This is a genomic window from Neisseria subflava (assembly GCF_003044935.1).
Taxonomy (GTDB): Bacteria; Pseudomonadota; Gammaproteobacteria; order Burkholderiales; family Neisseriaceae; genus Neisseria; species Neisseria subflava_E.
The window spans coordinates 179,901-203,469 of the sequence record NZ_POXP01000001.1; the positions used below are offsets into that span (position 1 = coordinate 179,901).

The 23,569-nt window shown below is 47.3% G+C and carries 22 protein-coding genes; 16 read left to right on the forward strand and 6 right to left on the reverse strand.

Features of this window, described 5'->3' with window-relative positions; all coding sequences use genetic code 11:
• Position 1: 1 nt before the first annotated feature.
• From mreD to DBY95_RS00865, 3 genes are read right to left on the reverse strand one after another with little or no spacing between them, the layout of a single operon-like run.
• On the reverse strand, positions 2 to 502 hold the full coding sequence (gene mreD, locus DBY95_RS00855; RefSeq protein ID WP_049336486.1) for a rod shape-determining protein MreD: 501 nt from the start codon (positions 500 to 502) through the stop codon (positions 2 to 4).
• Between the two features lie 4 nt (positions 503 to 506).
• Positions 507 to 1,349, reverse strand: a complete 843-nt coding sequence (gene mreC, locus DBY95_RS00860) for a rod shape-determining protein MreC (protein ID WP_107723047.1) — start codon at positions 1,347 to 1,349, stop codon at positions 507 to 509.
• Positions 1,350 to 1,360: 11 nt separating this feature from the next.
• Entirely contained in the window at positions 1,361 to 2,398 is a 1,038-nt protein-coding gene (locus DBY95_RS00865; RefSeq protein ID WP_107723048.1) for a rod shape-determining protein, read from the reverse strand.
• Positions 2,399 to 2,622: 224 nt separating this feature from the next.
• Here DBY95_RS00865 and gatC point away from each other — a divergent pair, with 224 nt between their 5' ends.
• The 5 genes from gatC (at position 2,623) to DBY95_RS00890 (ending at position 7,846) form a co-directional block, all read left to right on the forward strand.
• Positions 2,623 to 2,913: an Asp-tRNA(Asn)/Glu-tRNA(Gln) amidotransferase subunit GatC gene (gene gatC / locus DBY95_RS00870; RefSeq protein WP_107723049.1), complete on the forward strand. Its 291-nt coding sequence runs from the start codon at positions 2,623 to 2,625 to the stop codon at positions 2,911 to 2,913.
• A gap of 150 nt (positions 2,914 to 3,063) precedes the next feature.
• Positions 3,064 to 4,512 (forward strand): Asp-tRNA(Asn)/Glu-tRNA(Gln) amidotransferase subunit GatA, encoded by a 1,449-nt coding sequence (gene gatA / locus DBY95_RS00875; RefSeq protein ID WP_107723050.1) that lies wholly within the window; start codon positions 3,064 to 3,066, stop codon positions 4,510 to 4,512.
• Positions 4,513 to 4,609: 97 nt separating this feature from the next.
• The gene (locus DBY95_RS00880) at positions 4,610 to 5,230 is read left to right on the forward strand and encodes a trimeric intracellular cation channel family protein (RefSeq protein WP_049331484.1); all 621 of its coding nucleotides are present in this window, start codon (positions 4,610 to 4,612) and stop codon (positions 5,228 to 5,230) included.
• A 99-nt stretch (positions 5,231 to 5,329) separates the two neighbouring features.
• Positions 5,330 to 6,760, forward strand: a complete 1,431-nt coding sequence (gatB, locus tag DBY95_RS00885; RefSeq protein WP_003685244.1) for an Asp-tRNA(Asn)/Glu-tRNA(Gln) amidotransferase subunit GatB — start codon at positions 5,330 to 5,332, stop codon at positions 6,758 to 6,760.
• A gap of 81 nt (positions 6,761 to 6,841) precedes the next feature.
• Positions 6,842 to 7,846, forward strand: a complete 1,005-nt coding sequence (locus DBY95_RS00890; protein WP_107723051.1) for an FAD-binding oxidoreductase — start codon at positions 6,842 to 6,844, stop codon at positions 7,844 to 7,846.
• A gap of 235 nt (positions 7,847 to 8,081) precedes the next feature.
• Here DBY95_RS00890 and DBY95_RS00895 read toward each other — a convergent pair whose 3' ends face one another.
• A complete protein-coding gene (locus tag DBY95_RS00895) occupies positions 8,082 to 10,190 on the reverse strand; it encodes a LysM peptidoglycan-binding domain-containing protein (RefSeq protein ID WP_107723052.1) in 2,109 nt (702 codons plus the stop codon).
• 156 nt (positions 10,191 to 10,346) lie between these two features.
• Here DBY95_RS00895 and DBY95_RS00900 point away from each other — a divergent pair, with 156 nt between their 5' ends.
• The 5 genes from DBY95_RS00900 to DBY95_RS00920 all read left to right on the forward strand — a co-directional run bounded on the left by DBY95_RS00900 (position 10,347) and on the right by DBY95_RS00920 (position 15,313).
• Entirely contained in the window at positions 10,347 to 11,006 is a 660-nt protein-coding gene (locus DBY95_RS00900) for a class I SAM-dependent methyltransferase (RefSeq protein ID WP_107723053.1), read from the forward strand.
• 44 nt (positions 11,007 to 11,050) lie between these two features.
• Positions 11,051 to 11,878 (forward strand): DNA-formamidopyrimidine glycosylase, encoded by an 828-nt coding sequence (mutM, locus tag DBY95_RS00905; protein ID WP_107723054.1) that lies wholly within the window; start codon positions 11,051 to 11,053, stop codon positions 11,876 to 11,878.
• Between the two features lie 64 nt (positions 11,879 to 11,942).
• Positions 11,943 to 12,728, forward strand: coding sequence for a 1-acylglycerol-3-phosphate O-acyltransferase (locus DBY95_RS00910; RefSeq protein WP_107723055.1), 786 nt, complete (start codon positions 11,943 to 11,945; stop codon positions 12,726 to 12,728).
• 188 nt (positions 12,729 to 12,916) lie between these two features.
• Positions 12,917 to 13,654 (forward strand): redoxin family protein, encoded by a 738-nt coding sequence (locus DBY95_RS00915; RefSeq protein WP_101755088.1) that lies wholly within the window; start codon positions 12,917 to 12,919, stop codon positions 13,652 to 13,654.
• Positions 13,655 to 13,906: 252 nt separating this feature from the next.
• Positions 13,907 to 15,313 carry a dihydrolipoyl dehydrogenase gene (locus DBY95_RS00920; RefSeq protein ID WP_107723056.1) on the forward strand — a complete coding sequence of 469 codons (1,407 nt, stop codon included), beginning with the start codon at positions 13,907 to 13,909 and terminating at the stop codon, positions 15,311 to 15,313.
• Between the two features lie 73 nt (positions 15,314 to 15,386).
• Here DBY95_RS00920 and DBY95_RS00925 read toward each other — a convergent pair whose 3' ends face one another.
• Positions 15,387 to 16,517 carry a PilT/PilU family type 4a pilus ATPase gene (locus DBY95_RS00925; protein ID WP_107723057.1) on the reverse strand — a complete coding sequence of 377 codons (1,131 nt, stop codon included), beginning with the start codon at positions 16,515 to 16,517 and terminating at the stop codon, positions 15,387 to 15,389.
• Between the two features lie 207 nt (positions 16,518 to 16,724).
• Between DBY95_RS00925 and DBY95_RS00930 the strand changes: the two genes are divergently transcribed.
• From DBY95_RS00930 to lepB, 3 genes are all read left to right on the forward strand, one after another.
• A complete protein-coding gene (locus tag DBY95_RS00930) occupies positions 16,725 to 17,426 on the forward strand; it encodes a 5'-methylthioadenosine/adenosylhomocysteine nucleosidase (RefSeq protein ID WP_107723058.1) in 702 nt (233 codons plus the stop codon).
• A 132-nt stretch (positions 17,427 to 17,558) separates the two neighbouring features.
• The gene (gene lepA, locus DBY95_RS00935) at positions 17,559 to 19,352 is read left to right on the forward strand and encodes a translation elongation factor 4 (RefSeq protein WP_107723059.1); all 1,794 of its coding nucleotides are present in this window, start codon (positions 17,559 to 17,561) and stop codon (positions 19,350 to 19,352) included.
• Positions 19,352 to 20,371, forward strand: a complete 1,020-nt coding sequence (lepB, locus tag DBY95_RS00940; protein ID WP_049322907.1) for a signal peptidase I — start codon at positions 19,352 to 19,354, stop codon at positions 20,369 to 20,371. The genes lepA and lepB overlap by 1 nt, the downstream gene beginning before the upstream one ends.
• Positions 20,372 to 20,425: 54 nt before the next feature.
• Here the strand turns inward: lepB and DBY95_RS00945 are convergent, their stop codons facing one another.
• Complete coding sequence (locus tag DBY95_RS00945; RefSeq protein WP_107723060.1) at positions 20,426 to 21,304, reverse strand: DMT family transporter; 879 nt, start codon at positions 21,302 to 21,304, stop codon at positions 20,426 to 20,428.
• A 237-nt stretch (positions 21,305 to 21,541) separates the two neighbouring features.
• Here DBY95_RS00945 and DBY95_RS00950 point away from each other — a divergent pair, with 237 nt between their 5' ends.
• The 3 genes from DBY95_RS00950 (at position 21,542) to rsmA (ending at position 23,563) form a co-directional block, all read left to right on the forward strand.
• Positions 21,542 to 22,081, forward strand: coding sequence for a gamma carbonic anhydrase family protein (locus tag DBY95_RS00950; RefSeq protein ID WP_107723061.1), 540 nt, complete (start codon positions 21,542 to 21,544; stop codon positions 22,079 to 22,081).
• A gap of 14 nt (positions 22,082 to 22,095) precedes the next feature.
• Positions 22,096 to 22,695, forward strand: a complete 600-nt coding sequence (locus DBY95_RS00955) for a Maf family protein (protein ID WP_107723062.1) — start codon at positions 22,096 to 22,098, stop codon at positions 22,693 to 22,695.
• Positions 22,696 to 22,783: 88 nt separating this feature from the next.
• Entirely contained in the window at positions 22,784 to 23,563 is a 780-nt protein-coding gene (rsmA, locus tag DBY95_RS00960; protein WP_107723063.1) for a 16S rRNA (adenine(1518)-N(6)/adenine(1519)-N(6))-dimethyltransferase RsmA, read from the forward strand.
• The last annotated feature ends 6 nt before the right edge of the window (positions 23,564 to 23,569 follow it).

Genomic DNA, 23,569 nt, shown 5'->3' on the forward strand with positions numbered 1-23,569 from the left:
TTCAGTGGGAGCGGTAAATACGGGTCACAATCAGCATCAGCTGGCTGAGTATCGGCCAAAGCAATGCGCCGACAAATGGGGCAACAAAGCCTTGCAAAGTAATGACCTGATGATTGAGGAACAGACGGGCAACAGTTAAGACGGCCTGATTGAGAAGCAGCGCAGCCAAGACAGCGGCCAATTGCATAATATGGCCGTAAAGCATGATTTGGCGGCGGCGGTTTAAGATGAAATAAGTCATCACGACGTAAGACAGGGCATGTAATCCCAAAGTCGCGGCGGTTGCTGCATCGACAATCAGACCGATGGCAAAAGCCAGTCCCATGCCTGCGCGTTGCGGTTGGTGCAATGCCCAATACAGTAACATCAGTGCCGTCATTTCAGGCAGCCAGAAGAATCCGTCAAAGGAAAACGGCATAAAGTCCAGTATCATCATCACAATGAGACTGGCCGCCATGATGTGCAGCGGTACTGCACGGTAAGAATCGTCAAAATCGTTCATGAAATCAGCGTGGGGAAGAAGGGGCGGAAGAAAGTACCAAGACAAAACGGCTGCTGCGTAAAGCGGCCAAAGGCGTCAGTTGCGTATCGTAATAAGGTGTTCCCGATGCGCGAACAACCTTGCTGACGGTTGCAACGGGAATCCCCGCCGGATAAGTACCGTCCAAACCGGAAGTCAGTAGAACATCGCCAGGTTTCAAGTCCGAGCCGGTTGGGAAATAGCGTAAATCCAAACCGCTGCCATTACCGTATGCCAAATTGCGTTCACCGGTGCGGCTGACGGCTACGGGGACAATGCTTTGTCCGCTTGAGATCAGTTCAATTTCCGCGCTTTGTGTGTGGACTTGTGTCAACAGGCCGATCAAACCACTTTGATCGATGACCGCATCGCCAACTTTCAAGCCGTCTTGACTGCCCTTGCCGATAATCAGTCTTTCGGAAAGCGGATCTTTGCCATTGGAAATGACTTCCGCACCGATAACGTTGTGAATGCCTTTTTGTTGCAAACCGTATAGTTTTTTTAATTCGCGCAATTCATTGGTATTGACTTTATCCCGCTGCAAATCAATTTTCAGACGGCCATTCTCTTCCAGAAGCTGGCGGTTTTGTTCCAAAAGCTCGGATTTGGACTGGGAGAGGTCGGCAAAATATTGATAAAGTTGAACAGGTTGATTGGCCAACCATTGAACAGGATAGAGCATGGGCATTACTGCTGCACGTACAGGCTGCATCAATGAAAAGCGATAATCTGCCACTATCAGGCCGGCAGCCAGCATGATATAAACGACAAAACGAGGCAACAGCTTAGGGCCTTTTGCCTCGTCAAAGCGCAAAGAAGAGCGTTCCATAACCATTTACCTTATGGGTTTTCCGTAAATACGGTATCCCATTTGCCGATATAGTCCAAAGCCTTACCGGCACCATAGGCGACGCAGTTTAGAGGCTGATCGGCAATACCGACGGGCAGGCCGGTTGCATCGGCTAAGACGGTATCAATACCGTGCAGAAGCGCACCACCGCCGGTCAGCATAATGCCGCGGTCGGCAATGTCGCCGGCCAGTTCGGGAGGAGCCTGTTCCAAAGCCAGACGGACGGCACGGATGATTTGATTTACCGTTTCACTCAATGCTTCACGAATTTCATTTGAAGTAACCGCCAAGGATTTAGGCGTGCCTTCGGCCAGATCGCGGCCTTTAATGCGCATGGCTGTTTCGGTTTCAAAGCCCGAGGCCGAGCCGATTTGTTTCTTCAATTCTTCGGCTGTAGCTTCACCAATCAAGACACCGCGATGACGGCGCAGGTAATGGATGATGCTTTTATCGAATTCATCGCCGGCTGCGCGGACAGAAGCAGAATAGGCCATGCCGCCCAGTGAAAGAATACCGATTTCAGTCGTACCGCCGCCGATATCGACAATCATCGAACCTGCAGCATCTTCAATCGGTAAACCCGCACCCAAAGCGGCGGCCATCGGTTCTTCAATCAAATGTACACTTGCCGCGCCGGCAGCAAACGCAGAGTCCAAAATCGCTTTACGTTCCACTTGGGTAGAGCCGCCCGGAACACAGATAACCACACGAGGCGGAACCAAAGATTGTCCTTCGGTGGCTTTTTTAATCAACATACCCAGCATACGCTCAGTAATCACAAAATCGGCAATTACACCGTCTCTCATCGGGCGGACGATTTCAATATTGCGCGGCGCACGACCCTGCATTTTTTTGGCTTCCGTACCCACAGCCATAATTTTACTTTTATTGCCTGCGCCGGATTGAATCGCAACCATAGACGGCTCATCCAAAACAATCCCTTTGCCGCGTACAAAAATCAGCGTGTTGACCGTACCCAAGTCGATGGCAATATCATTAGAGAGGAAACGAGATAAAAGACGAAACATAGGATTCCTGAAATTCCGGCCCAGCCCGGATGTGTTTAGCATTATTTAAAATAAGAAAAACAGGTACACGGTTTTAGACGGATAAATGCGCCCTTAAAAGGCCGTCTGAATCAAAACACCATGCCAACCTGTTTGGTTTTCGGTTATAATTCTTCGCTTCATAGAAGACGAAATGCAATGATACCCCAAACCCAAGAGGCATTGCTATCAGACAAGGATTTTTTATGGCTTTAAGCTTAAATGATGTGGAAAAAATCGCAAAACTCTCGCGCCTCACTTTAACGGACGAAGAAAAAAATAAAACGCTTGCCGAGTTGAACGACATTTTCGCCATGGTTGAAAACATGCAAAGCGTCAATACCGACGGCATCGAACCTATGGCGCATCCGTACGAAGCCGCTTTGCGCCTGCGCGAAGATAAAGTGACTGAAACCGATCACACTGCCGAATATCAGGCTGTTGCCCCAGAAGTGCGCAACCGCCTGTATATCGTTCCTCAAGTGATTGAAGAATAAGGTTTCAGACGGCCTTTGCTTATCGGCAAGCCCCTATTGCAAGGCCGTCTGAAAGGATATTCTGTTCAGACGGCCCGATTTATTGATTTAAACGGATGTTTTCAATATCTGTTTTGAAAGCAAAAACTGTTTTATAGAAAGTACGGCACAATGACCGCTTACACGCTCAAACAAGCCAGCAGCCTGCTGCAATCCAAACAAATTTCCGCAGTCGAATTGGCGAACGAATATTTGGCCGCTATTGCTGCGAAAAACCCTGCCATCAACGGCTATGTTACCATCGACCAAGATAAGACCCTTGCTGAGGCCAAAGCAGCCGATGTGCGTATAGCAGCCGGTAATGCAACGGCTTTGACCGGTGTACCGGTTGCTTACAAAGATATTTTCTGCCAAACAGGTTGGCGCAGTGCATGCAGCTCCAAAATGTTGGATAACTTTGTTTCTCCTTATACTGCCACTGTGGTGCAAAACCTGTTGGATGTCGGCATGGTCACTCTTGGCCGTACCAATATGGACGAATTTGCCATGGGTTCGACCAATGAGACTTCATTCTACGGCGCAACCAAAAACCCGTGGAACCTTGAACATGTTCCCGGTGGTTCGTCAGGCGGTTCGGCTGCCGTGATTGCAGCGCGTTTGGCGCCTGTTGCCTTGGGTTCGGATACCGGCGGTTCTATCCGCCAGCCAGCGTCGCATTGCGGTATTACCGGCATCAAGCCGACTTACGGTACGGTTTCACGTTTCGGTATGGTTGCTTATGCTTCCAGCTTTGACCAAGCCGGCCCTATGGCGCAAACGGCCGAAGACTGTGCGATTTTGTTGAACGCCATGGCCAGCTTTGACGAGCGCGATTCCACCAGTTTGGAGCGCGACAAAGAAGACTACACCCGTGATTTGGACAAGCCGCTCAAAGGTTTGAAAATCGGTTTGCCTAAAGAATATTTCGGCGAAGGCGCAGATGCCGATGTTCAGACGGCCTTACAAAGCGTTATCGATTTGCTCAAAGCCCAAGGCGCAGAGACTGTTGAAGTTTCCCTGCCGCAAACATCATTGTCGATTCCTGCTTATTACGTTCTCGCCTCTGCGGAAGCAAGTACCAACTTGTCCCGTTTCGATGGCGTACGTTATGGCCACCGTGCAGCACAATTTGGCGATTTGGAAGAAATGTACAGCAATACTCGTGCCGAAGGTTTCGGTGGCGAGGTCAAACGCCGTATCATGATTGGTACTTATGTATTGAGTCATGGTTACTATGATGCTTATTATCTGAAAGCGCAAAAACTGCGTCGTCTGGTTGCCAATGATTTTCAGACGGCCTTTGGTCAATGTGATTTTATTCTTGCGCCGACTGCGCCGACTGCCGCGCCGAAACTCGGTAGCGACATCCACGACCCTGTCCAAATGTACTTGTCCGATATTTACACCATCGCCGTGAATCTTGCCGGTTTGCCTGCACTGACTCTGCCTGCCGGTTTCAGCGCAAACGGCCTGCCGGTTGGTGTGCAATTTATCGGCAACTATTTCTCCGAAGCCAAAATTTTGGGTGCCGCACATCAAGTTCAGCTGAACAGCGATTGGCACACCAAAGCGCCGGAATAATGTTTTAGGGCCTTGATGATTCAAGGCCGTCTGAAAATAAACCATATAAAAGCGCCTGAATGTATTGAGGTGCTGCATATTGTAGATATTTAAAAACATGACAGCCACCGACTTCATTCAAATCATTGGGACAGCTGCGTTTGCCATTTCAGGCTATTTGGTCGGCTACAACAAGCGGTTGGATGTGCTCGGTGTCGTCATTACTGCGTTACTGACGGCTGTCGGCGGCGGCATGATACGCGATGGCTTGGTTGGCCGGATTCCGCAAGTGTTTTTGCAAACCGATGCGCTGATTGTTGTGTTTGCTACGCTTGCCATCGCATGGTTAATAAGGGTGCAACGTTATCGCAGCACCTATTTGGCCGCTGCTTTTATTATTGCCGATGCCATCGGTTTGGCAGCGTTCAGCATTACCGGTGCACAAATCGGTATGGCCTTGCAGCTTAATCTGTTTGGCGTTATTTCTTTGGCTTTTGTGACTGCCGTTGGTGGCGGTATTGCGCGCGATATTTTGGTCAATGATGTGCCGATGATTTTGCGCACCGACCTTTACGGCAGCGTAGCCATTTTGATTGGCGGACTGATTTATCTGTTCGGGCATTTGGGCTGGATTAATATCTTTACGTTAAACCTGCTCTTTGCTGGCGGATTGTTGTTTCGCCTGACTGCATACCGTTTCCATTGGCAACTGCCCGGTTTCCAACGCCGCAGGAAATAAACTTATCTTACAGACGGCCTATTATGTTTTTTATTCAGGCCGTCTGAAAAACGAATCACTCATTTAACCGATTAACTTTTTTTCGACAGAAAGACCCTTATGACTTGGGAAACCGTAATCGGACTGGAAATCCACGTCCAACTCAACACCCAATCCAAAATCTTCAGCGGCGCATCCACTGCATTCGGTGCCGAGCCTAATGCCCACGCCAGCGTGGTTGAGTGTGCGTTGCCGGGCGTATTGCCGGTAATGAACCGCGAAGTCGTCGAAAAAGCCATCAAACTCGGTTTGGCTTTGGATGCGAAAATTAATCAGAAAAACGTGTTCGACCGTAAAAACTATTTTTATCCTGATTTGCCGAAAGGTTATCAAATCAGCCAGTTGGATTTGCCGATTGTTGAGCACGGCAAGCTGGAAATCGTAGTAGGCGATGAGGTTAAAACCATCAATGTTACCCGTGCGCACATGGAAGAAGATGCGGGTAAATCCGTACATGAAGGTTTGAACGGTGCTACCGGTATCGACTTGAACCGTGCCGGTACGCCTTTGTTGGAAGTTGTCTCCGAGCCTGAAATGCGTTCTGCAGCCGAAGCCGTGGCATACGCTAAAGCATTGCACGGTTTGGTGACTTGGCTGGATATTTGCGACGGCAATATGGCGGAAGGCTCGTTCCGTGTCGATGCCAACGTTTCTGTACGTCCAAAAGGTCAGGCAGAGTTCGGTACGCGCCGTGAAATTAAAAATCTCAACTCTTTCCGCTTCTTGGAACAAGCCATCAATTATGAAGTGGAAGCGCAAATTGAAATCTTGGAAGACGGCGGTAAAGTACAGCAGGCAACCATGTTGTTTGACCCTGAAAAAGGCGAAACCCGTGTGATGCGTTTGAAAGAAGATGCGCACGATTACCGCTATTTCCCAGATCCGGATTTGCTGCCGGTCATTATTTCAGACGGCCAGTTGCAAAAAGCCAAAGAGCAAATGCCTGAATTGCCGCATGAAATGGCGGCGCGTTTTGTTGCCGATTACGGCGTGTCTGACTATGATGCGCGCCTGTTAACTGCCAGCCGTGCTCAAGCTGCCTATTTTGAAGAAGCAGCCAAGGCTTGCGGCCAAGGTAAATTAACGGCGAACTGGATGAACGGCGAGCTTGCCGCCACCTTGAACAAAGAAGGCTTGGAATTGGCTGAAAGCCCTATTACAGCTCCACGCCTTGCCGAGTTGGTTGCTAAAGTTGCAGATGGAACATTAAGCAGCAAACTGGCGAAAAAAGCTTTTGAAGCAATGTGGGCCGAGCCTGAAGCAGGTATTGCAGAAATCATCGAGAAACATGGTTTGCAACAAATTACTGACACTGGTGCAATTGAAGCGATGGTGGATGAAGTGTTGGCAAATAATGCGAAAGCCATTGAGCAATTCCGTTCCGGTAATGAGAAAGCCCTGAATGCGATTGTCGGCCAAGTGATGAAAGCAAGTAAAGGCAAGGCTAATCCGGCTCAAGTTCAAGAGTTGATTAAAGCTAAATTAGCTTGATAGATAGGACAGGCCGTCTGAAAAATAGGTCTTATTTTTCAGACGGCCTTTATTTTTGATTCTAAAATTATTCTAAATGCCATGACACATACTATTACCTTATCAGATGAAATCACATTTACGGCAAACGAGGATGAAACCGTTCTTGCTGCCGCGACCCGTCAGAATTTAAATTTGCCTCATTCTTGTAAAAGTGGCGCCTGCGGACAATGTAAGGCCGAGTTGATGAGTGGCGAATTTGAAATGGGCAAGCATATTGATAAAGCCATCAGTGAAGAAGAAAAAGCGCAGGGCAAAGTGTTATTGTGTTGCACTACCGCGAAGAGCGACCTCAAAATCAATGTGCCGGGGTTTAATCCGAATGCTTTGCCGGTGCGCACTTTGCCTGTACGCATTGAAACGATTGAAATCAAACATGATGTTGCTTTGTTGCGATTGGCTTTGCCTAAAGCGCCGTCATTTGCATTTTATGCCGGACAATATATTGATTTGCTGCTTCCCAGCAATATCAGCCGCAGCTATTCAATCGCCAATTCGCCTGATCAAGAAGGCATTTTGGAATTGCATATCCGCAAACGTGAAAACGGCATATGCTCAGAAATGATTTTTGGTGCCGAGCCTAAAATCAAAGAAAAAGGCATTGTCCGCGTTAAAGGCCCATTGGGTACGTTTACTTTGCAAAAGGACAGCGATAAACCGATTGTTTTGTTGGCAACCGGTACAGGTTATGCCCCTATTCGCAGTATTTTGCTTGATTTGATTCGTCAGAATAGCGAACGTCAGGTTCATTTTTACTGGGGGGCACGTCAGCAGGAAGATTTGTACGCATTGGAAGAAGCAGAAGCATTAATAGGCCGTCTGAAAAATGCGAAATTCTCGCCTGTTCTTTCTAAGCCTGATTCCGATTGGAAAGGGGAGAATGGGTACGTGCAAAATATTGCCGCACAAAATTATCCTGATTTGAGTCAATATGAAGTTTATGCTTGCGGGTCACCAGCCATGACGGAGAGTGCGCAAAGTTTGCTGACTCAAAAATGTGCTTTACCGGAAGATGCCTTCTTCTGTGATGCTTTTTCACCGGCATAGTGATGTTTATACAGGATTTATATGTTTGAATGCAGCTGTTAAGAGTAAAATTTGATGGCAATTTGTTTGAGAAAGAGTGTGTTTTTGCATACTCTTTTTTCTATGTGGTAGTTATTGCATAGATGTTTATGTCTTGAAGAGATGACTATTTTGTTATCAAAAATTGAATTTATTATTTATCATAAAGAAAAAGGCCGTCTGAATATTTCAGACGGCCTTTGTTTTGAAGCAAGTATTAGCTACCAATCAGTTTCAAACGTTGACCAGGGGTCACCGTACGTGTATTGCGGTTCCAACGGCGGATATCGTTAATATCAACATTGAAACGGCTGGCGATGGTGTTCAGGGTATCGCCTTTGCGTACAGTGTAGGAAACGTTTTGAACCGGGTTGCTGCGGACTTTTGCCGGAGCAGCTGTAACACGGAGGATTTGGCCTTTTTTGATATTGTTGCCTTTGATGTTGTTGGCAATAATCAAATCGGCTACGCTCAGGTTATAGCGTTTGGAGATGTTAAACAATGTATCGCCATCTGCCACACGGTGTGTGCCTGCTGTAAGTGCAGCGGTTTGTGTGTTTTGTTGGCCATTTACACGAGCAAGACGTGCATTGATGCGTTGTTGTTGTTTAGCGGTATTGGCTGCGATACGTTCTGTACGAGCGTTTTCAGCAGTAACAACAGTTTGAACTTGTTTGGCTTCAGAAGTCGCTTCAGCAACAGTCGCTGCAGGTTCCTCCGCAGGTTGGCTTTGTACCAAAGCCATCAGGTCATCATGCTCTTCTTGAACCGGAGCAACAGCAACAGATTCAACTGCTGGAGTAGGGGCTACATCGTTTGCGGCAACAGTCGGTGCAGTCAAGTCGGCAGGGATAGCTGCTTTTGGTGCTTCTGCAACATTTGTGGCAGCAGGCTCAGCAGTAGTATGGGTCATGGCTACAATAGGGGCGGCTACTTCCGCATTTGCAACTTGAGGTTGTGCTTTAGTTTCTGTTACCGCTACGGAAGTAACGTTTTCAGTTTTGCTGCGTGCAATAAAGTCAACCGGTTTGCTGGACTGTGGAACAACAGGAGCAACAATATTGGTCACGGTATTTTGAGCGACTTTAACCGGTTCTGCTACGCTTGAAGCAATAATTGGAGACATAGCCGGCATATTGGATTGGTAAGTATCCGGAGTATTGTCTTTGTCGATAAAGTTAATAATGTCTTGATTTTGGGTAGCTGAGTTTTTAGCCACCAAAATGCTGCGGCCTTCAGAAATGGCGCTACCGCTCAGGCCATTGAGGCGTTTGAGTTCGGCTACGCTCATGCCGGTATCGTTGGCGATGGCATTCAGTTTTTTATTGCCCAAAGAAGTATAGATATCCCAAGACATCAGGGTATCTGGATTGGCATTGCGGTAGTTCTTTTCAAATGCAGAAACCGCAGAAACCGGCAACAACAGACGACGGTTGTTTTTAGGGATAAATACCGGGGCATTGAAACCTGGGTTGAGTGCCAACAGTTCGCTTTCGCTGATGTTTGCAAAGCGAGCGATTGTGCTGTTATCGATAGGTTTGTCGATGCTGACAGATTTGAAATACGGCTGATTGCTGATTTCGCTGATATTCATACCGAAGGTTTGCGGATTGGCAACGATATTACGGACAGCCAAGAGTTTTGGAACGTAGTTGCGTGTTTCGTTCGGCATACGCAGGTTTTCGTATGTCGGCTCCAAACCTTGCGCGCGGGCACGGTTTACGGCGCGACCGACGTTACCTTCACCCCAGTTGTAAGCGGCAAGGGCCAAAGACCAGTCGCCGAACATACCGTGCAAGTATTGCAGGTAGTTCAATGCAGCATCGGTAGCGGCGTAAATATCGTGGCGGCCGTCATACAAAGGTGTTTTTTCCAAGCCGAAGTGGCGGCCGGTAGCCGGCATAAATTGCCATAGGCCGGATGCGCCGACGTGTGATTTGGCTTTGGTTACGAATGCGCTTTCAATGAAAGGCAACAAAGCAATTTCGGCGGGCATATTGCGTTTTTTAACTTCATTGGCAATATGGTACATATAAGGTTTGCTGCGGGAGATGGTGCGGTCGAAATATGCGCTGTTTGCAGCAAATTTGTTTTCATGGCGGCGAACCAGTTCTGTGTTGACTTCGTTGATGCGGAAGTCTTTACGCAACGATGCCCATAAGCTACCGGAACCGAAGGTTTGTGCTTTGGCTTGGTCGAGCAGGGCGGAGTTGAGGCGCATCATGGCCATGCCGACTTGGTTGGGCGTAGCGTTTTGCGCATAGGCTGTGGCGGAAACCGCCGACAGGCTTGAAACGGTCAGAGCGATGGTTTTTAGTTTTGCCATAGTAAATAAAGTTATCAAATATATAATAAAATTTCGTCTTTTTGATAGTATCGTTTCAGCATTTAAACGTCAAGTCGAGCAGGGAATTTGCTTGTGTGATGTGGCTGTGGTGTTAAAATTCTGTCACACAAGTCGGGATGCATAGGGGAGCATTTAATGGAAACTTTTTTTATGCAAATGCCAATGGGACAATATCTCGCTCAAAAAGAGGCGGATTTTTTCAGACAGCATTTGCAGTATTTGAATAGGCAGGTGGCGGTTCAATTGGGCGGTATATGGCAGAGGCCGTCTGAAAATATGATTGTGGTGCCTCGCGATGTATGGATGGATGCTGAAATGTTGGCATTTGAAACGCATTCCGTGGATGTGTTATTGATGCCTCATCTTTTGGAAGTTTCATCTGCAGATTTGGTGTTGCAAGAGGCGTTTAGGATATTAAAACCTGAAGGCAGGTTGATTTTGACGGGGTTCAACCCTAAATCTTTGTGGGGATTGAGCTCGTGGTTTGATGGGGAAAAGCTGCCTTTAAAATCTCAATGCTTGGCTCTGGCTGAGTTGAAACGAAAAATTGCGGATATTGGTTTTGAAATAGAATATGGGCAGTTTATGGATTATCTGCCTGCTGTGAATTCGCCTTCTGCTTTGAAGTTTTGGCGGTTTATGGAAAAGGCAGGGGATAGGTGGTGGCCGCAGTGTGCAGCGGTTTATGGGATGGTGTTAACGAAACATTTGATTGGTGTCCATCCTTTGCCTGAATTGGAATCTGCATTTGATGGCAATACGGTTGCTTTAAGTACGGCACGTTTGGCCGAATAGTTTTCAGACGGCCTGTATATTAATGATGAATTTGGAGAAGAACGATGCCTGAATTACCTGAAGTGGAAACGACTTTACGCGGAATCGCGCCTCATATTGATGGCAAGAAGATAGAAAAAGTCATTATTCGCCAGTTTAAATTGAGATGGCTTATTCATCCAAACTTGGCGCAAATTTTGGCCGGGCGCAAAGTTTTGGCATGCAGTCGGCGTGCGAAGTATTTGATTATTACTTTTGAAACGGGTATTTTACTTATTCATTTGGGTATGTCCGGCAGTTTGCGGATTTTTACCGCCGATGATGAGCGTATCGCCACGCCGGATAAACATGATCATTTGGATTTTGTATTTAATGACGGTACCGTATTGCGTTATCACGACCCGCGTAAATTTGGTGCGGTATTGTGGTATGAGGGTATTGCCGAGCATCATCCGCTGTTGGAAAAACTGGGGCCGGAGCCGCTCTCGGACGATTTTGATGCAAATTACCTGTATCAGAAATTGAAAACGCAGAAGCGTGCGGTCAAATTGGCGCTGATGGATAATGCGGTGGTGGTTGGCGTTGGCAATATTTATGCGAATGAAAGTCTGTTTAAGGCAGGTATTTCGCCATTGCGTCCGGCAAATAAGCTGACCAAGAAAGAATGCGCATCATTGGTGGAAACCATTAAAGCGATTCTGCTGAGGGCGATTGAAACGGGCGGTAGTACGCTGCGGGACTTTGTCAATAGCGATGGCAAAAGCGGCTATTTCCAGCAGGAATATACGGTCTATGGCCGCCACAATGAGCCTTGTGTCCAATGTGGTGGGTTGATTTTTAAAGAAACTTTGGGGCAGCGTGGAACATTTTATTGTCCAAATTGCCAGAAATAGTTTCAGACGGCCTTAAATGTCAGAGGCCGTCTGAAAATAATGAACACAATACAGAAGAAATTTTATGTCTAAACAAAAAGCTCCTTTTTTTAAACGTCTGAGCCGACTTTGCCGTTTGGCAACTTGGTTATTCAGAACCGGCCGGGATTTGCGTGCCATCGATGGCAATAATGCAGAGGAACGCAATCACGCTGTGGTTGTTTTGGGAAAAGGTGCGTTGGACGCTTTGGATATTGAATTGGAAATCGGCGTACCGCCTCAAGGAAATGTGAGCGGTACTTTGGTGGTGGCCAACCATGTGTCTTGGTTGGATATTTTTGCCATGAGTGCCGTTTATCCGAGCAGTTTTATTGCTAAACAGGAAATCAGCGGTTGGCCGGTTTTGGGGAAAATGGGTAAAAATGCCGGTACGGTGTTTATCAACCGCAATTCCCGCCGTGATGTCGAGCCGATTAATCAGGCGATTTGTGCGGCATTGAAAGCAGGGCAGAATGTAAGTTTTTTCCCCGAGGCGCGCACTTCTTCCGGCTTGGGTATTTTGCCGTTTAAAGCAGCCCTGTTTCAATCGGCTATTGATGCGAAAGCGCCGATTCAGGCGGTAACCTTACGCTATTATGATGGCGAAGGACAACGGACGGATTTGCCATCCTATGCGGAGGTAAACCTGTTTCAATCTTTATGGCGTATTGTTTCGATGAAGAAAATCCGTATCCGTTTGGATTTCTCGCCTCAATACAAACCGACAGATATGCCGGATAAAGACCGCTATGCTTTGAAGGATATTGCGGAAACAGCCATCGGCGAAATTGTGGCTTCGGATTCGCCCGTTCAGCCCTTACCTAAAAAATAATTTCAGTCAGGTACTTGTTTTATTTCAGACAGCCTTCATTTAAAGAAACAGCTGTTTTCGGTTTAATTGAATTGATAGTTTGATGTAATTAATATTATTTGAACTATAAATTATACAAATCGATAGGCCTGCATTAGAATGCAAGCATTGATTCATTTCTCAAACCCGAATTTTTAAGGAGCTTAAAAATGGCTTTGCAAGATCGTACCGGTCAAAAAGTACCTTCCGTAGTATTCCGCACTCGTGTCGGCGACACTTGGAAAGATGTTTCTACTGATGATTTGTTCAAAGGCAAAAAAGTAGTCGTGTTCTCTCTGCCTGGCGCATTTACTCCAACTTGCTCTTCTTCTCACCTGCCACGCTACAACGAATTGTTTGGTGCGTTCAAAGAAAACGGTGTTGACGCAATCTACTGCGTATCTGTAAACGACACTTTCGTAATGAACGCTTGGGCTGCTGAAGAAGAAGCCGACAACATCTACATGATCCCTGATGGCAACGGTGAATTCACTGAAGGCATGGGCATGTTGGTTGACAAAGAAGACTTGGGCTTCGGTAAACGCTCTTGGCGTTACTCCATGCTGGTTAACGACGGCGTGGTTGAAAAAATGTTTATCGAACCTGAAGAACCAGGCGATCCTTTCAAAGTGTCTGACGCTGACACTATGTTGAAATACATTGCTCCTGACTGGAAAGCTCAAGAGTCTGTTGCCATCTTCACCAAACCTGGCTGCCAGTTCTGTGCTAAAGCTAAAAAAGCTCTGCAAGACAAAGGCTTGTCTTACGAAGAAATAGTATTGGGCAAAGATGCAACTGTTACTTCCGTACGCGCTATTACCGGCAAGATGACTGCTCCTCAAGTATTCATCGGCGGTAAATACATCGGCGGTAGCGAAGACTTGGAAGCTTACTTGGCTAAAAACTAATTGCCTGTATGCTTGAGACGGCTTGAAAAGGCCGGCTGAAAGACCAAATATAGAGTTATTCAGACGACGTTTGCAAATCGGCGTTCTGAATAACTCTATATTTACAAGTAGAATTTGAGATTATTGTTTTAAATCGATATTTAGATATTTGCTATTGATTTTTAAATTTTGATAGTTTATGAAGTTTAGGCCGTCTGAAAACGGATAACCTGATGGCAATATCGGTTTGGATATAGACAGTAAGGATAAAATATGAAAAAAATTCAAGCAGATGTGGTAGTACTGGGTGGCGGTACAGCCGGTATGGGTGCATTTCGCAATGCCCGACTTCATACAGACAATGTTTACCTGATTGAAAACAATGTATTCGGAACAACTTGTGCGCGTGTCGGCTGTATGCCGTCCAAATTGCTGATTGCAGCTGCGGAAGCGCGCCATCATGCTCTGCATACCGATCCGTTTGGCGTGCATTTGGATAAAGACAGCATCGTCGTCAACGGCGAAGAAGTCATGCAACGCGTTAAATCCGAACGCGACCGTTTCGTCGGTTTTGTAGTCAGCGATGTAGAAGAGTGGCCTGCCGACAAGCGCATTATGGGTACGGCAAAATTTGTTGACGAACACACCGTCCAAATCGATGACCACACTCAAATTACTGCAAAAAGTTTTGTGATTGCCACAGGTTCGCGCCCTGTGATTTTCCCTCAGTGGGAAGTTTTGGGCGATCGCTTGATTGTGAACGATGATGTTTTCTCTTGGGATACTTTGCCTAAAAGCGTAGCCGTGTTCGGCCCCGGCGTTATCGGCTTAGAGTTGGGTCAGGCTTTGCACCGTTTGGGCGTGAAAGTTGAGATTTTCGGCGTAGGCGGAGCCATCGGCGGTATTTCCGACCCTGTTGTTGCTGAAGAAGCCAAAGCTGTTTTTGGCGAAGAGCTGACTTTGCATTTGGACGCCAAAACCGAAGTCAAATTGGACGCAGAAGGCAATGTTGAAGTTCATTGGGAACAAGATGGCGAAAAAGGTGTGTTCCATGCCGAATATGCTTTGGCTGCCGTCGGCCGCCGTCCAAATGTGGACAATATCGGTTTGGAAAACCTGAATATCGAAAAAGATGCGCGTGGTGTGCCTGTTGCCGATCCGCTGACCATGCAAACCAGCATTCCGCATATCTTTATCGCCGGCGATGCGTCCAATCAATTGCCTCTGCTGCATGAAGCTTCCGACCAAGGCAAAATTGCCGGTCACAATGCCGCTATTTTCCCGAATATTGAGGGCGGCTTGCGCCGTAGCGTAATCGGCGTGGTATTCACCAGTCCGCAAATTGCCACTATCGGCTTGAAATACGCGCAAGTTGCGGCGAAATATCAGCCTGATGAGTTTGTAATCGGCGAAGTTTCCTTCCGAAACCAAGGCCGCAGCCGCGTTATGTTGGTAAACAAAGGTCATATGCGTTTGTATGCTGAGAAAGCGACCGGCCGTTTCATTGGTGCGGAAGTTGTCGGCCCTGCTGCCGAACATTTGGCACACTTGATGGCTTGGGCGCATCAAATGAAGATGACGATTCCGCAAATGCTGGATATGCCGTTCTACCATCCGGTTATCGAGGAAGGTCTGCGTACTGCATTGCGTGATGCCGATGCAAAATTGAAACAGGCTTGATTATTTGATGGAATAAAGGCCGTCTGAAACTCATAATGAGGTTTCAGACGGCCTTTTTTATGCTGTGAAGTTGTTAAATCAATTCTAAATCCGGACCGGCATTTTGCGCACGACGGCTTCGTAATTGAATGTCTAAGCGCAAGTCATGGGCGGAGTCGGCATTTTTAATGGCGTCTTGATAGCTGATATCGCCGTTTTCATACAAATCATATAAGGCTTGGTCAAAAGTAATCATGCCCATGCCGGTTGATTTTTTCATCATTTCTTTGATGTTGTGGACTTCACCTTTTCGAATCAAGTCGGCAATAATGGGCGAATTGAGCAAAACCTCGACAGCCGCTACGCGTCCCCGTCCGCCTTCACGGGGAATCAGGCGTTGCGAAATAAAGGCTTGCAGGTTGAGCGATAAATCGGTTAGCAACTGGTTACGGCGCTCTTCGGGGAAGAAGTTGATGATGCGGTCCAGCGCTTGGTTGGTACTGTTGGCGTGCAGTGTCGCCATACACAAATGGCCGGTTTCCGCGAAGGAAATGGCGTAGTCCATGGTCTCGCGGTCGCGGATTTCACCAATCAAGATAACATCCGGTGCTTGGCGCAGGGTATTTTTCAATGCAATCGGCCAATTTTCTGTATCTACACCGATTTCACGTTGGGTGATGATGCAGTTTTTGTGTTGGTGGATAAACTCAATCGGGTCTTCGATGGTAATAATGTGGTCGAAGCTGTTTTCGTTTCGATAGTCGATAAGGGAGGCGAGGGAAGTGGACTTGCCCGAACCTGTACCGCCGACAAAAATAATCAGGCCGCGTTTTCTGAGGGCAATGTCTTTCAGAATCGGTGGCAGATTGAGCGTTTCAAATTTAGGGATATTGCTGGTAATGGAGCGGAATACCAAAGCAGTTGCACCGCGTTGAACCATTGCATTGACACGGAAGCGGCTGGTATCGGGCAGGCTGATGGCGAAGTTGCATTCGTTGGTGGAAGAAAATTCTTCGATCTGTTTGGAAGACATAATCGAAAAAGCGATTTCCATACATTTTTCAGCGCTTAACGGCTCATCGGTCAGCCGTATGATTTTGCCGTCCACTTTCATGGCCGGCGGGAAGTTGGTGGTAATGAAAAGGTCGGAGCCTTTGTATTTGCTCATATGGCGTAGCCAAGCGAACAATTCTTCTTTTGCGCCCGGAGTATTTTCGTCAAACATAAGAATTCAGATAGTTAATATTAAGTTATTTTATTGAAAATAATTATAACAGAAGCAATCATTATTTGCTGTTTTGCCCACTAGAGTGGCTATCTGTTTTAAATTGAGTGTCGTGCTGGGAATATAGCAGATTTTTCAGTATCCCTGTGATTTTAAATTCTGCTGTTATAATGTTGCCCGATTAGTGAATGGAAAGGTGGTAACGAGATGTCAGTACAAACAATTGCCGTGGTCGGCGCAATGGAGCAGGAAATTGAGCTTTTGCGTGAAAGCATGGCCAATGTCAAGCATGTGTCCTTCGGTAAATTCTCGGCATATGAAGGCGAATTGGCCGGAAAACGCATGGTATTGGTTTTGAGTGGTATCGGTAAGGTTAATGCAGCGGTTTCGACTTCTTGGGTCATTCATCAGTTTGCACCGGATTGTGTCATCAATACCGGCAGTGCAGGCGGTTTGGGCAAAGGGCTGAAGGTTGGCGATGTGGTCATCGGCGAAACTATGGCGCATCATGATGTTGATGTAACGGCTTTTGGTTATGTTTGGGGACAAGTACCGCAACTTCCTGCGGTGTTTGCATCGGATGAAAACTTGATTCGCCAAGCAGAAAAGGCAGCTCAAGTGTTTGAAGGTGCAGCCGTAACGCAAGGTCTGATTGTCAGTGGCGACCGTTTTGTACACAGCAGCGAAGGTGTCACAGAAATTCGCAGTCATTTCCCAGAAGTCAAAGCAGTAGAAATGGAAGCTGCGGCGATTGCGCAGACCTGTCACCAGTTGGAAGTGCCGTTTGTGATTATTCGTGCCGTATCCGATTCGGCAGATGAGAAAGCGGACATCAGCTTTGAAGAGTTTTTGAAAACGGCGGCCGTCAGCTCGGCGAAGATGGTGACCGAGATTGTCAAATCGCTATAAAATCATGCAAAAGCGTTGAATTTCCGTTAGAATACGGAACGATTCAACCTTATTCTAAGGCCGTCTGAAAACCGAATCCCTGTTTTTTCAGACGGCCTTTCAGCCTTTAATTGCATTTATCTTAATAACAATATGAAAAACATACGGAATTTCTCCATTATTGCCCACATCGACCACGGTAAATCGACGCTTGCCGACCGTTTTATCCAATACTGCGGCGGTTTGGATTTGCGCGAAATGAGCACGCAGGTGCTCGATTCCATGGACATCGAAAAAGAGCGCGGCATTACTATTAAAGCGCAAACCGCCGCACTCAACTATAAAGCACGTGACGGGCAGGTGTATCAGCTCAATCTAATTGATACTCCAGGACACGTCGACTTCTCTTACGAAGTATCACGTTCGCTGTCGGCTTGTGAAGGCGCGCTTTTGGTGGTTGACGCGTCTCAAGGTGTAGAAGCGCAAACCGTGGCGAACTGCTATACCGCGATTGATTTGGGCGTGGAGGTTGTGCCTGTTTTGAATAAAATCGACTTGCCTGCCGCAGAACCCGAGCGCGTGGAGCAGGAAATCGAAGACATTATCGGTATTGATGCCATTGGTGCAGTGCAATGTTCTGCAAAAAGCGGCATTGGTGTGGAAGATGTTTTGGAAGAAATCGTTGCCAAAATCCCTGCGCCGACCGGCGATGAAAATGCGCCGTTGCAAGCGGTTATTGTCGATTCGTGGTTTGACAACTACGTCGGCGTGGTCATGTTGATTCGTGTGAAAAACGGCACCATCAAGCTGAAAGACAAAGTACGCTTTATGAGCACCAAGGCGGAAACGCAGGTTGAGCAGCTGGGCGTATTTACACCAAAATCAGTTCAAAAACAAGGACTCAAAGCCGGAGAAGTAGGCTTTTTGATTACCGGCGTGAAAGAATTGGGACAGGCGAAAGTTGGCGATACGGTTACTTTGGTTGCCAACCCTGCTTCTGAGCCGCTGTCCGGCTTCCAAGAAGTACAAAGCCAAGTATTTGCAGGACTTTATCCCGTAGAAAGCCACGACTACGAAGCCTTGCGCGATGCTTTGGAAAAATTGCAGCTTAACGATGCTTCGTTGAAATTTGAGCCTGAGGTTTCCCAAGCATTGGGCTTCGGCTTCCGTTGCGGCTTCTTGGGCCTGTTGCACTTGGAAATCGTTCAGGAACGTTTGGAGCGCGAGTTCGACATGGACTTGATTACCACTGCGCCAACAGTGGTTTATGAAGTCGTGTTGAAAAACGGCGAGAAAATCGAAGTTGAAAACCCGTCCAAACTGCCTGAAATTAGCACTATCGAAACCATTCTTGAGCCGATTATCACTGCGACCATTCTTGTGCCGCAGGAATATGTCGGCAACGTCATGACTTTGTGTAACCAAAAGCGCGGCGTTCAGGTCAATATGCAATACATGGGCCGCCAAGTCATGCTGACTTATGATTTGCCGATGAACGAAGTCGTAATGGATTTCTTCGACAAGCTCAAATCGACTTCGCGCGGCTATGCTTCGTTGGACTACCATTTCAAAGAGTTCCAACCGTCTGATTTGATTAAGCTCGACATTATGGTCAACGGCGAAAAAGTCGATGCATTGAGCCTGATTGTGCACCGTCAAAGCGCCGTTCACCGCGGTCGAGAGCTGGCATCAAAAATGCGCGAACTGATTCCGCGCCAAATGTTCGACATCGCCGTCCAAGCCGCCATCGGCAGCCAGATTATCGCCCGCGAAAACGTCAAAGCCCTGCGTAAAAACGTTTTGGCGAAATGTTACGGCGGCGATATTACGCGTAAGAAAAAACTTCTTGAAAAACAAAAAGCAGGTAAGCGCCGCATGAAACAAGTGGGCAATGTGGAAATCCCGCAAAGCGCATTCTTGGCGATTCTGCAAGTGAGTGATAAATAATGAGTATAAATCTGACTTTAGGCGCAATCGTTGTACTGCTGGCCGGCTTGGTTCTCAACTTCAAAAGCAGCAAAGAGCGTCAGGAAAACGGCGAATGGAGCTCCGGCCTGCAATGGAGTTATCTCTTGTGCATGGTCGGCGTATTCGGCATTTTGTCCGAATTTATGAGCTTTACCGCCGTATTGCTGGTGTTTGTCGTGTTCACCGGTATTGTTTGGGCAATCCATAAAGGCCGTCTGAAAAAAAGTGAAACCGGCGAAGACAATGCACATTTTACCGACTACATGGGCGGCTTTTTTCCCATCATCTTGGTTATCTTTGTATTGCGCAGCTTTATTGCTGAACCGTTCCAAATTCCGTCCAGCTCCATGCGTCCGGGCTTGGTCAAAGGCGATTTTATCTTGGTGAACAAATTCTCTTACGGTATCCGCCTGCCGATTTTGAATAAGGTCATTATCCCTGTTGGCAATATTGCACGAGGCGATGTCGTGGTGTTCAATTACCCACTTCAGCCTGAGATGAATTACATCAAACGTATCGTCGGTATTCCGGGCGACGTTGTGGAATATCGTGATAAGGTTTTGACTGTTAACGGTGAAATTATTCCCGAAAAACCAAACGGCAATTATCAATACGCAGATGATACCGATCCATCTATGATTCATACGCTTGAGCGTTTTCAGACGGCCTTGAACGGCAAAAACTTTGACGTGGTCAAGGAGGCCGGTCAGCCTTCCGTATCTATTGCCGTATTGAACAAATATACCTCGGAAGTAATGCCTGAAAGCAATTACTCGCTTGAAACAAGCGGTTTGGAAAATTGCGAATACGCAGAAGACGGCAATGGCTTTATCTGTAAAGTTCCCGAAGGCCGTTATTTCGCGATGGGCGACAACCGCGACAACAGTGCCGACTCCCGTTATTGGGGATTTGTCGATGATAAACTGATTGTCGGGAAGGCCTTCTTCGTTTGGATGAACTTTGGCGAACTCAGCCGTATCGGTACCAGCATCCAATAAGCAATAAACAGATTAAAAGGCCGTCTGAAATTTTTCAGACGGCCTTTTTTGTATCTATTTTTTGTCTTTTAACGAACCTAAATAAATCGCCAATAAAGTCAAAGTGGCACCGATCCATTGGACGGTGTTAATCGGTTTATCCAGCCAGAAATAATCGATCAACATGGCAGCAACTGGTTCGGAGAGCAGTAGTAGGCCGGTCAGCGATAGGGATAAAAGCGGGATGGCGTAAGCAATCAATGCCCAAGCGAAGCATTGCATGACGATGCCGTAGATTGAGACTAGAATCGCATCGTTTAAAGTTTTAGGGTAAAGATTGGCGGTATCGAATAGTAGAGATGGGATGATCAGCGCCATTGCGCCGCCGAAGCTTAAAATCATCATGAGCGGAAACAAACCGACTTTTTCCTGCTCATGAGTTTTGCTTACGAAAACCATAGACAGGGCCAGCATGCCACCGGACACTACGCCGCTGACAAATCCCCATGCAGCATTGTCGTTATGACCGAATTCTGGGCTGCCGATTAAGGCTACGCCTATGGTGGCCAATATCAAACTTAAAATTTGCAGGGCGCTTAGACGTTCCGAATAAAAGAAGAAGCCGATGGCGGCTAAAAAGAAAATCTGCAGGCTGTTGAGCAAGGTGGAAATGCCGGGGCCTACGGCGTGAATGCTTTCATGCCACAGAGCGAGGTCGAATGCGAGGAAAACGCCGGATAAGATTGCGTAGCCGACCGTTTTTCTTTTCGTGGGCATTTTTTGTCTGAAAAAACGCCCGAGCAGGAAGAATATAGGGGCGGCAATCAGCAAGCGCCAGAATGCGATGGCGTAAGAGCCGACATCGACAAATTTGACGATCAAGCTGCCCAAGCCGAAGACGACGCAGCCGACGACCAATAGGGGCGCTGCATAATTTCCCGAACGTGTGTCCATCGGCTTCTCCATCAATCAAATGAAGACGATTATTCCATAAAAGGTAGATGGAGCGCTAATGATAAAGAGCCGTAAGCCAAGATAAAGGGTTTATGATGAAAGGCCGTCTGAAAACTGTTTCAGACGGCCTTTTGATGATTTTCTGGCTTGATTTCGTATTGTTGTAGTATAAAATCGTTTTACGCCGTGTTTTCAGACGGTCTGATCAGTTTTGGTTTTGAGAAAAGGATATTGGAAATGGCAAACCCTATTCGTGCGTTTTTGGATTATGTGCCGTCGGTTGATGAGTCTTGTTTTGTAGATGAGACTTCGGTAGTGATTGGCGAAGTGTCGCTGGCGGAAGATGTATCGATTTGGCCTTATGCTGTATTGCGCGGCGATGTGAACAGTATTTCTATCGGCAAGCGCAGCAATGTGCAGGACGGCAGCGTTTTGCATGTGTCGCATAAGAATGCGGCGAAGCCTGACGGTTCGCCTTTGATTATCGGCGATGATGTGACGATTGGACATAAGGTTATGCTGCATGGCTGCCGAATTGGGAATCGTGTGTTGGTGGGCATGGGCTCGATTATTTTGGATGATACGGTTGTCGAAGATGATGTGATGATAGGCGCGGGCAGTTTGGTGCCTCCGCGCAAGCGTTTGGAAAGCGGTTTTTTATACGTTGGCTCGCCTGTGAAACAAGTGCGTCCGCTGACTGATGAGGAAAAGGAATTTTTGACGTATTCCTCTGCGCATTATGTCCGCCTGTCCGGTCAGCATAAAAATTCAAAATAAGGACAACCAATACAATGAACGCAATTTATCTGGCTTCGGGCAGTCCGCGCCGTCGTGAGATTTTGGAGAATTTGGGTTTCACGGTACACCGCCTTCCTGCGGATATTGATGAAACCCCTAAAGAAGGCGAAGCCGCAGTAGAGTATGTGCGCCGTATGGCCTGCGAGAAAAATCAGGCGGCGGTGGCGCAATGGTTTGCAGCTCATGATCAAGAGCCTGAATTTGCTGTATTGACGGCGGATACGACGGTGGCGGATGGTGCGGCTATTTTGGGTAAACCGGAGTCCGAGGTGGATGCGGTCGATATGCTGGAACGCTTGTCGGGACGGACGCATCAAGTGCTGACGGCTGTATGCGTTTATTGGCAAGGTGTGCGCCATGATGTGGTGCAGACGAGCGAAGTGCGCTTTAAAACGTTGACGGCTGAGGAGATTGCAGCCTATGTTGCCAGCGGCGAACCGATGGACAAAGCCGGTGCGTATGGGATTCAGGGCTTGGGCGGCGTATTTGTCGAGCATTTACAGGGTAGTTTTACGGGCGTGATGGGTTTGCCGGTTTATGAGACCGCGCAACTACTGAAATCTTTGGGTTTGGAAGCGCCGCCGTTTGCTTAAAATTAGGCAAATGCCAACTGAAAGCGTGCCGACAAAAACGCTTGTTTCAGTTACAATACTGCCTTAAACAGCTTGCTTGAAGAAAGATATGAAAGAACATAAGGCCCGGAAACGCTTCGGGCAGAATTTTTTGCAGGATACGCGGATTATTAGCGATATTGTCAACGCGGTCAGACCGCAGCCCGATGATATCGTGATTGAAATCGGCCCGGGCTTGGCAGCCATTACCGAGCCTTTGGCGAAAAAACTCAACTGCCTGCATGTCTGCGAAATCGACCGTGACATCGTACGCCGTCTGAAAACCTTGCCGTTTGCAGACAAATTGGTGATACACGAAGGCGATGTATTGCAGTTTGATTTTAACAGCATTGAAGGCAAGAAAAAAATTGTCGGCAACCTGCCGTACAATATTTCCACACCGCTTTTGTTCCGATTGAGCGAAGTGGCAGACGATGTGATCGATATGCACTTTATGCTGCAAAAAGAAGTGGTCGAACGCATGGTGGCGCAGCCGAAAACCAACGACTATGGCCGTCTGGGCGTAATGCTGCAATATTTCTTCGATATGGAAATGTTGATTGAAGTACCGCCTGAGTCCTTTGATCCTGCGCCGAAGGTGGATTCGGCCGTCGTGCGCATGATTCCGGTGAAACACCGTATCGGTAAAGCCGAAGATTTTGAACATTTTGCCAAACTGGTGAAACTGGCCTTCCATCAACGCCGCAAAACCATACGCAATAATTTGAAGGAACTTGCCGGCGATGATGATTTACAGGCAGTCGGCATCAGCCCGCAAGACCGCGCCGAACATATCGCGCCGGAGAAATATGTGGAGCTGAGCAATTATCTGGTTCAAAAGGCCGTCTGAAACAGT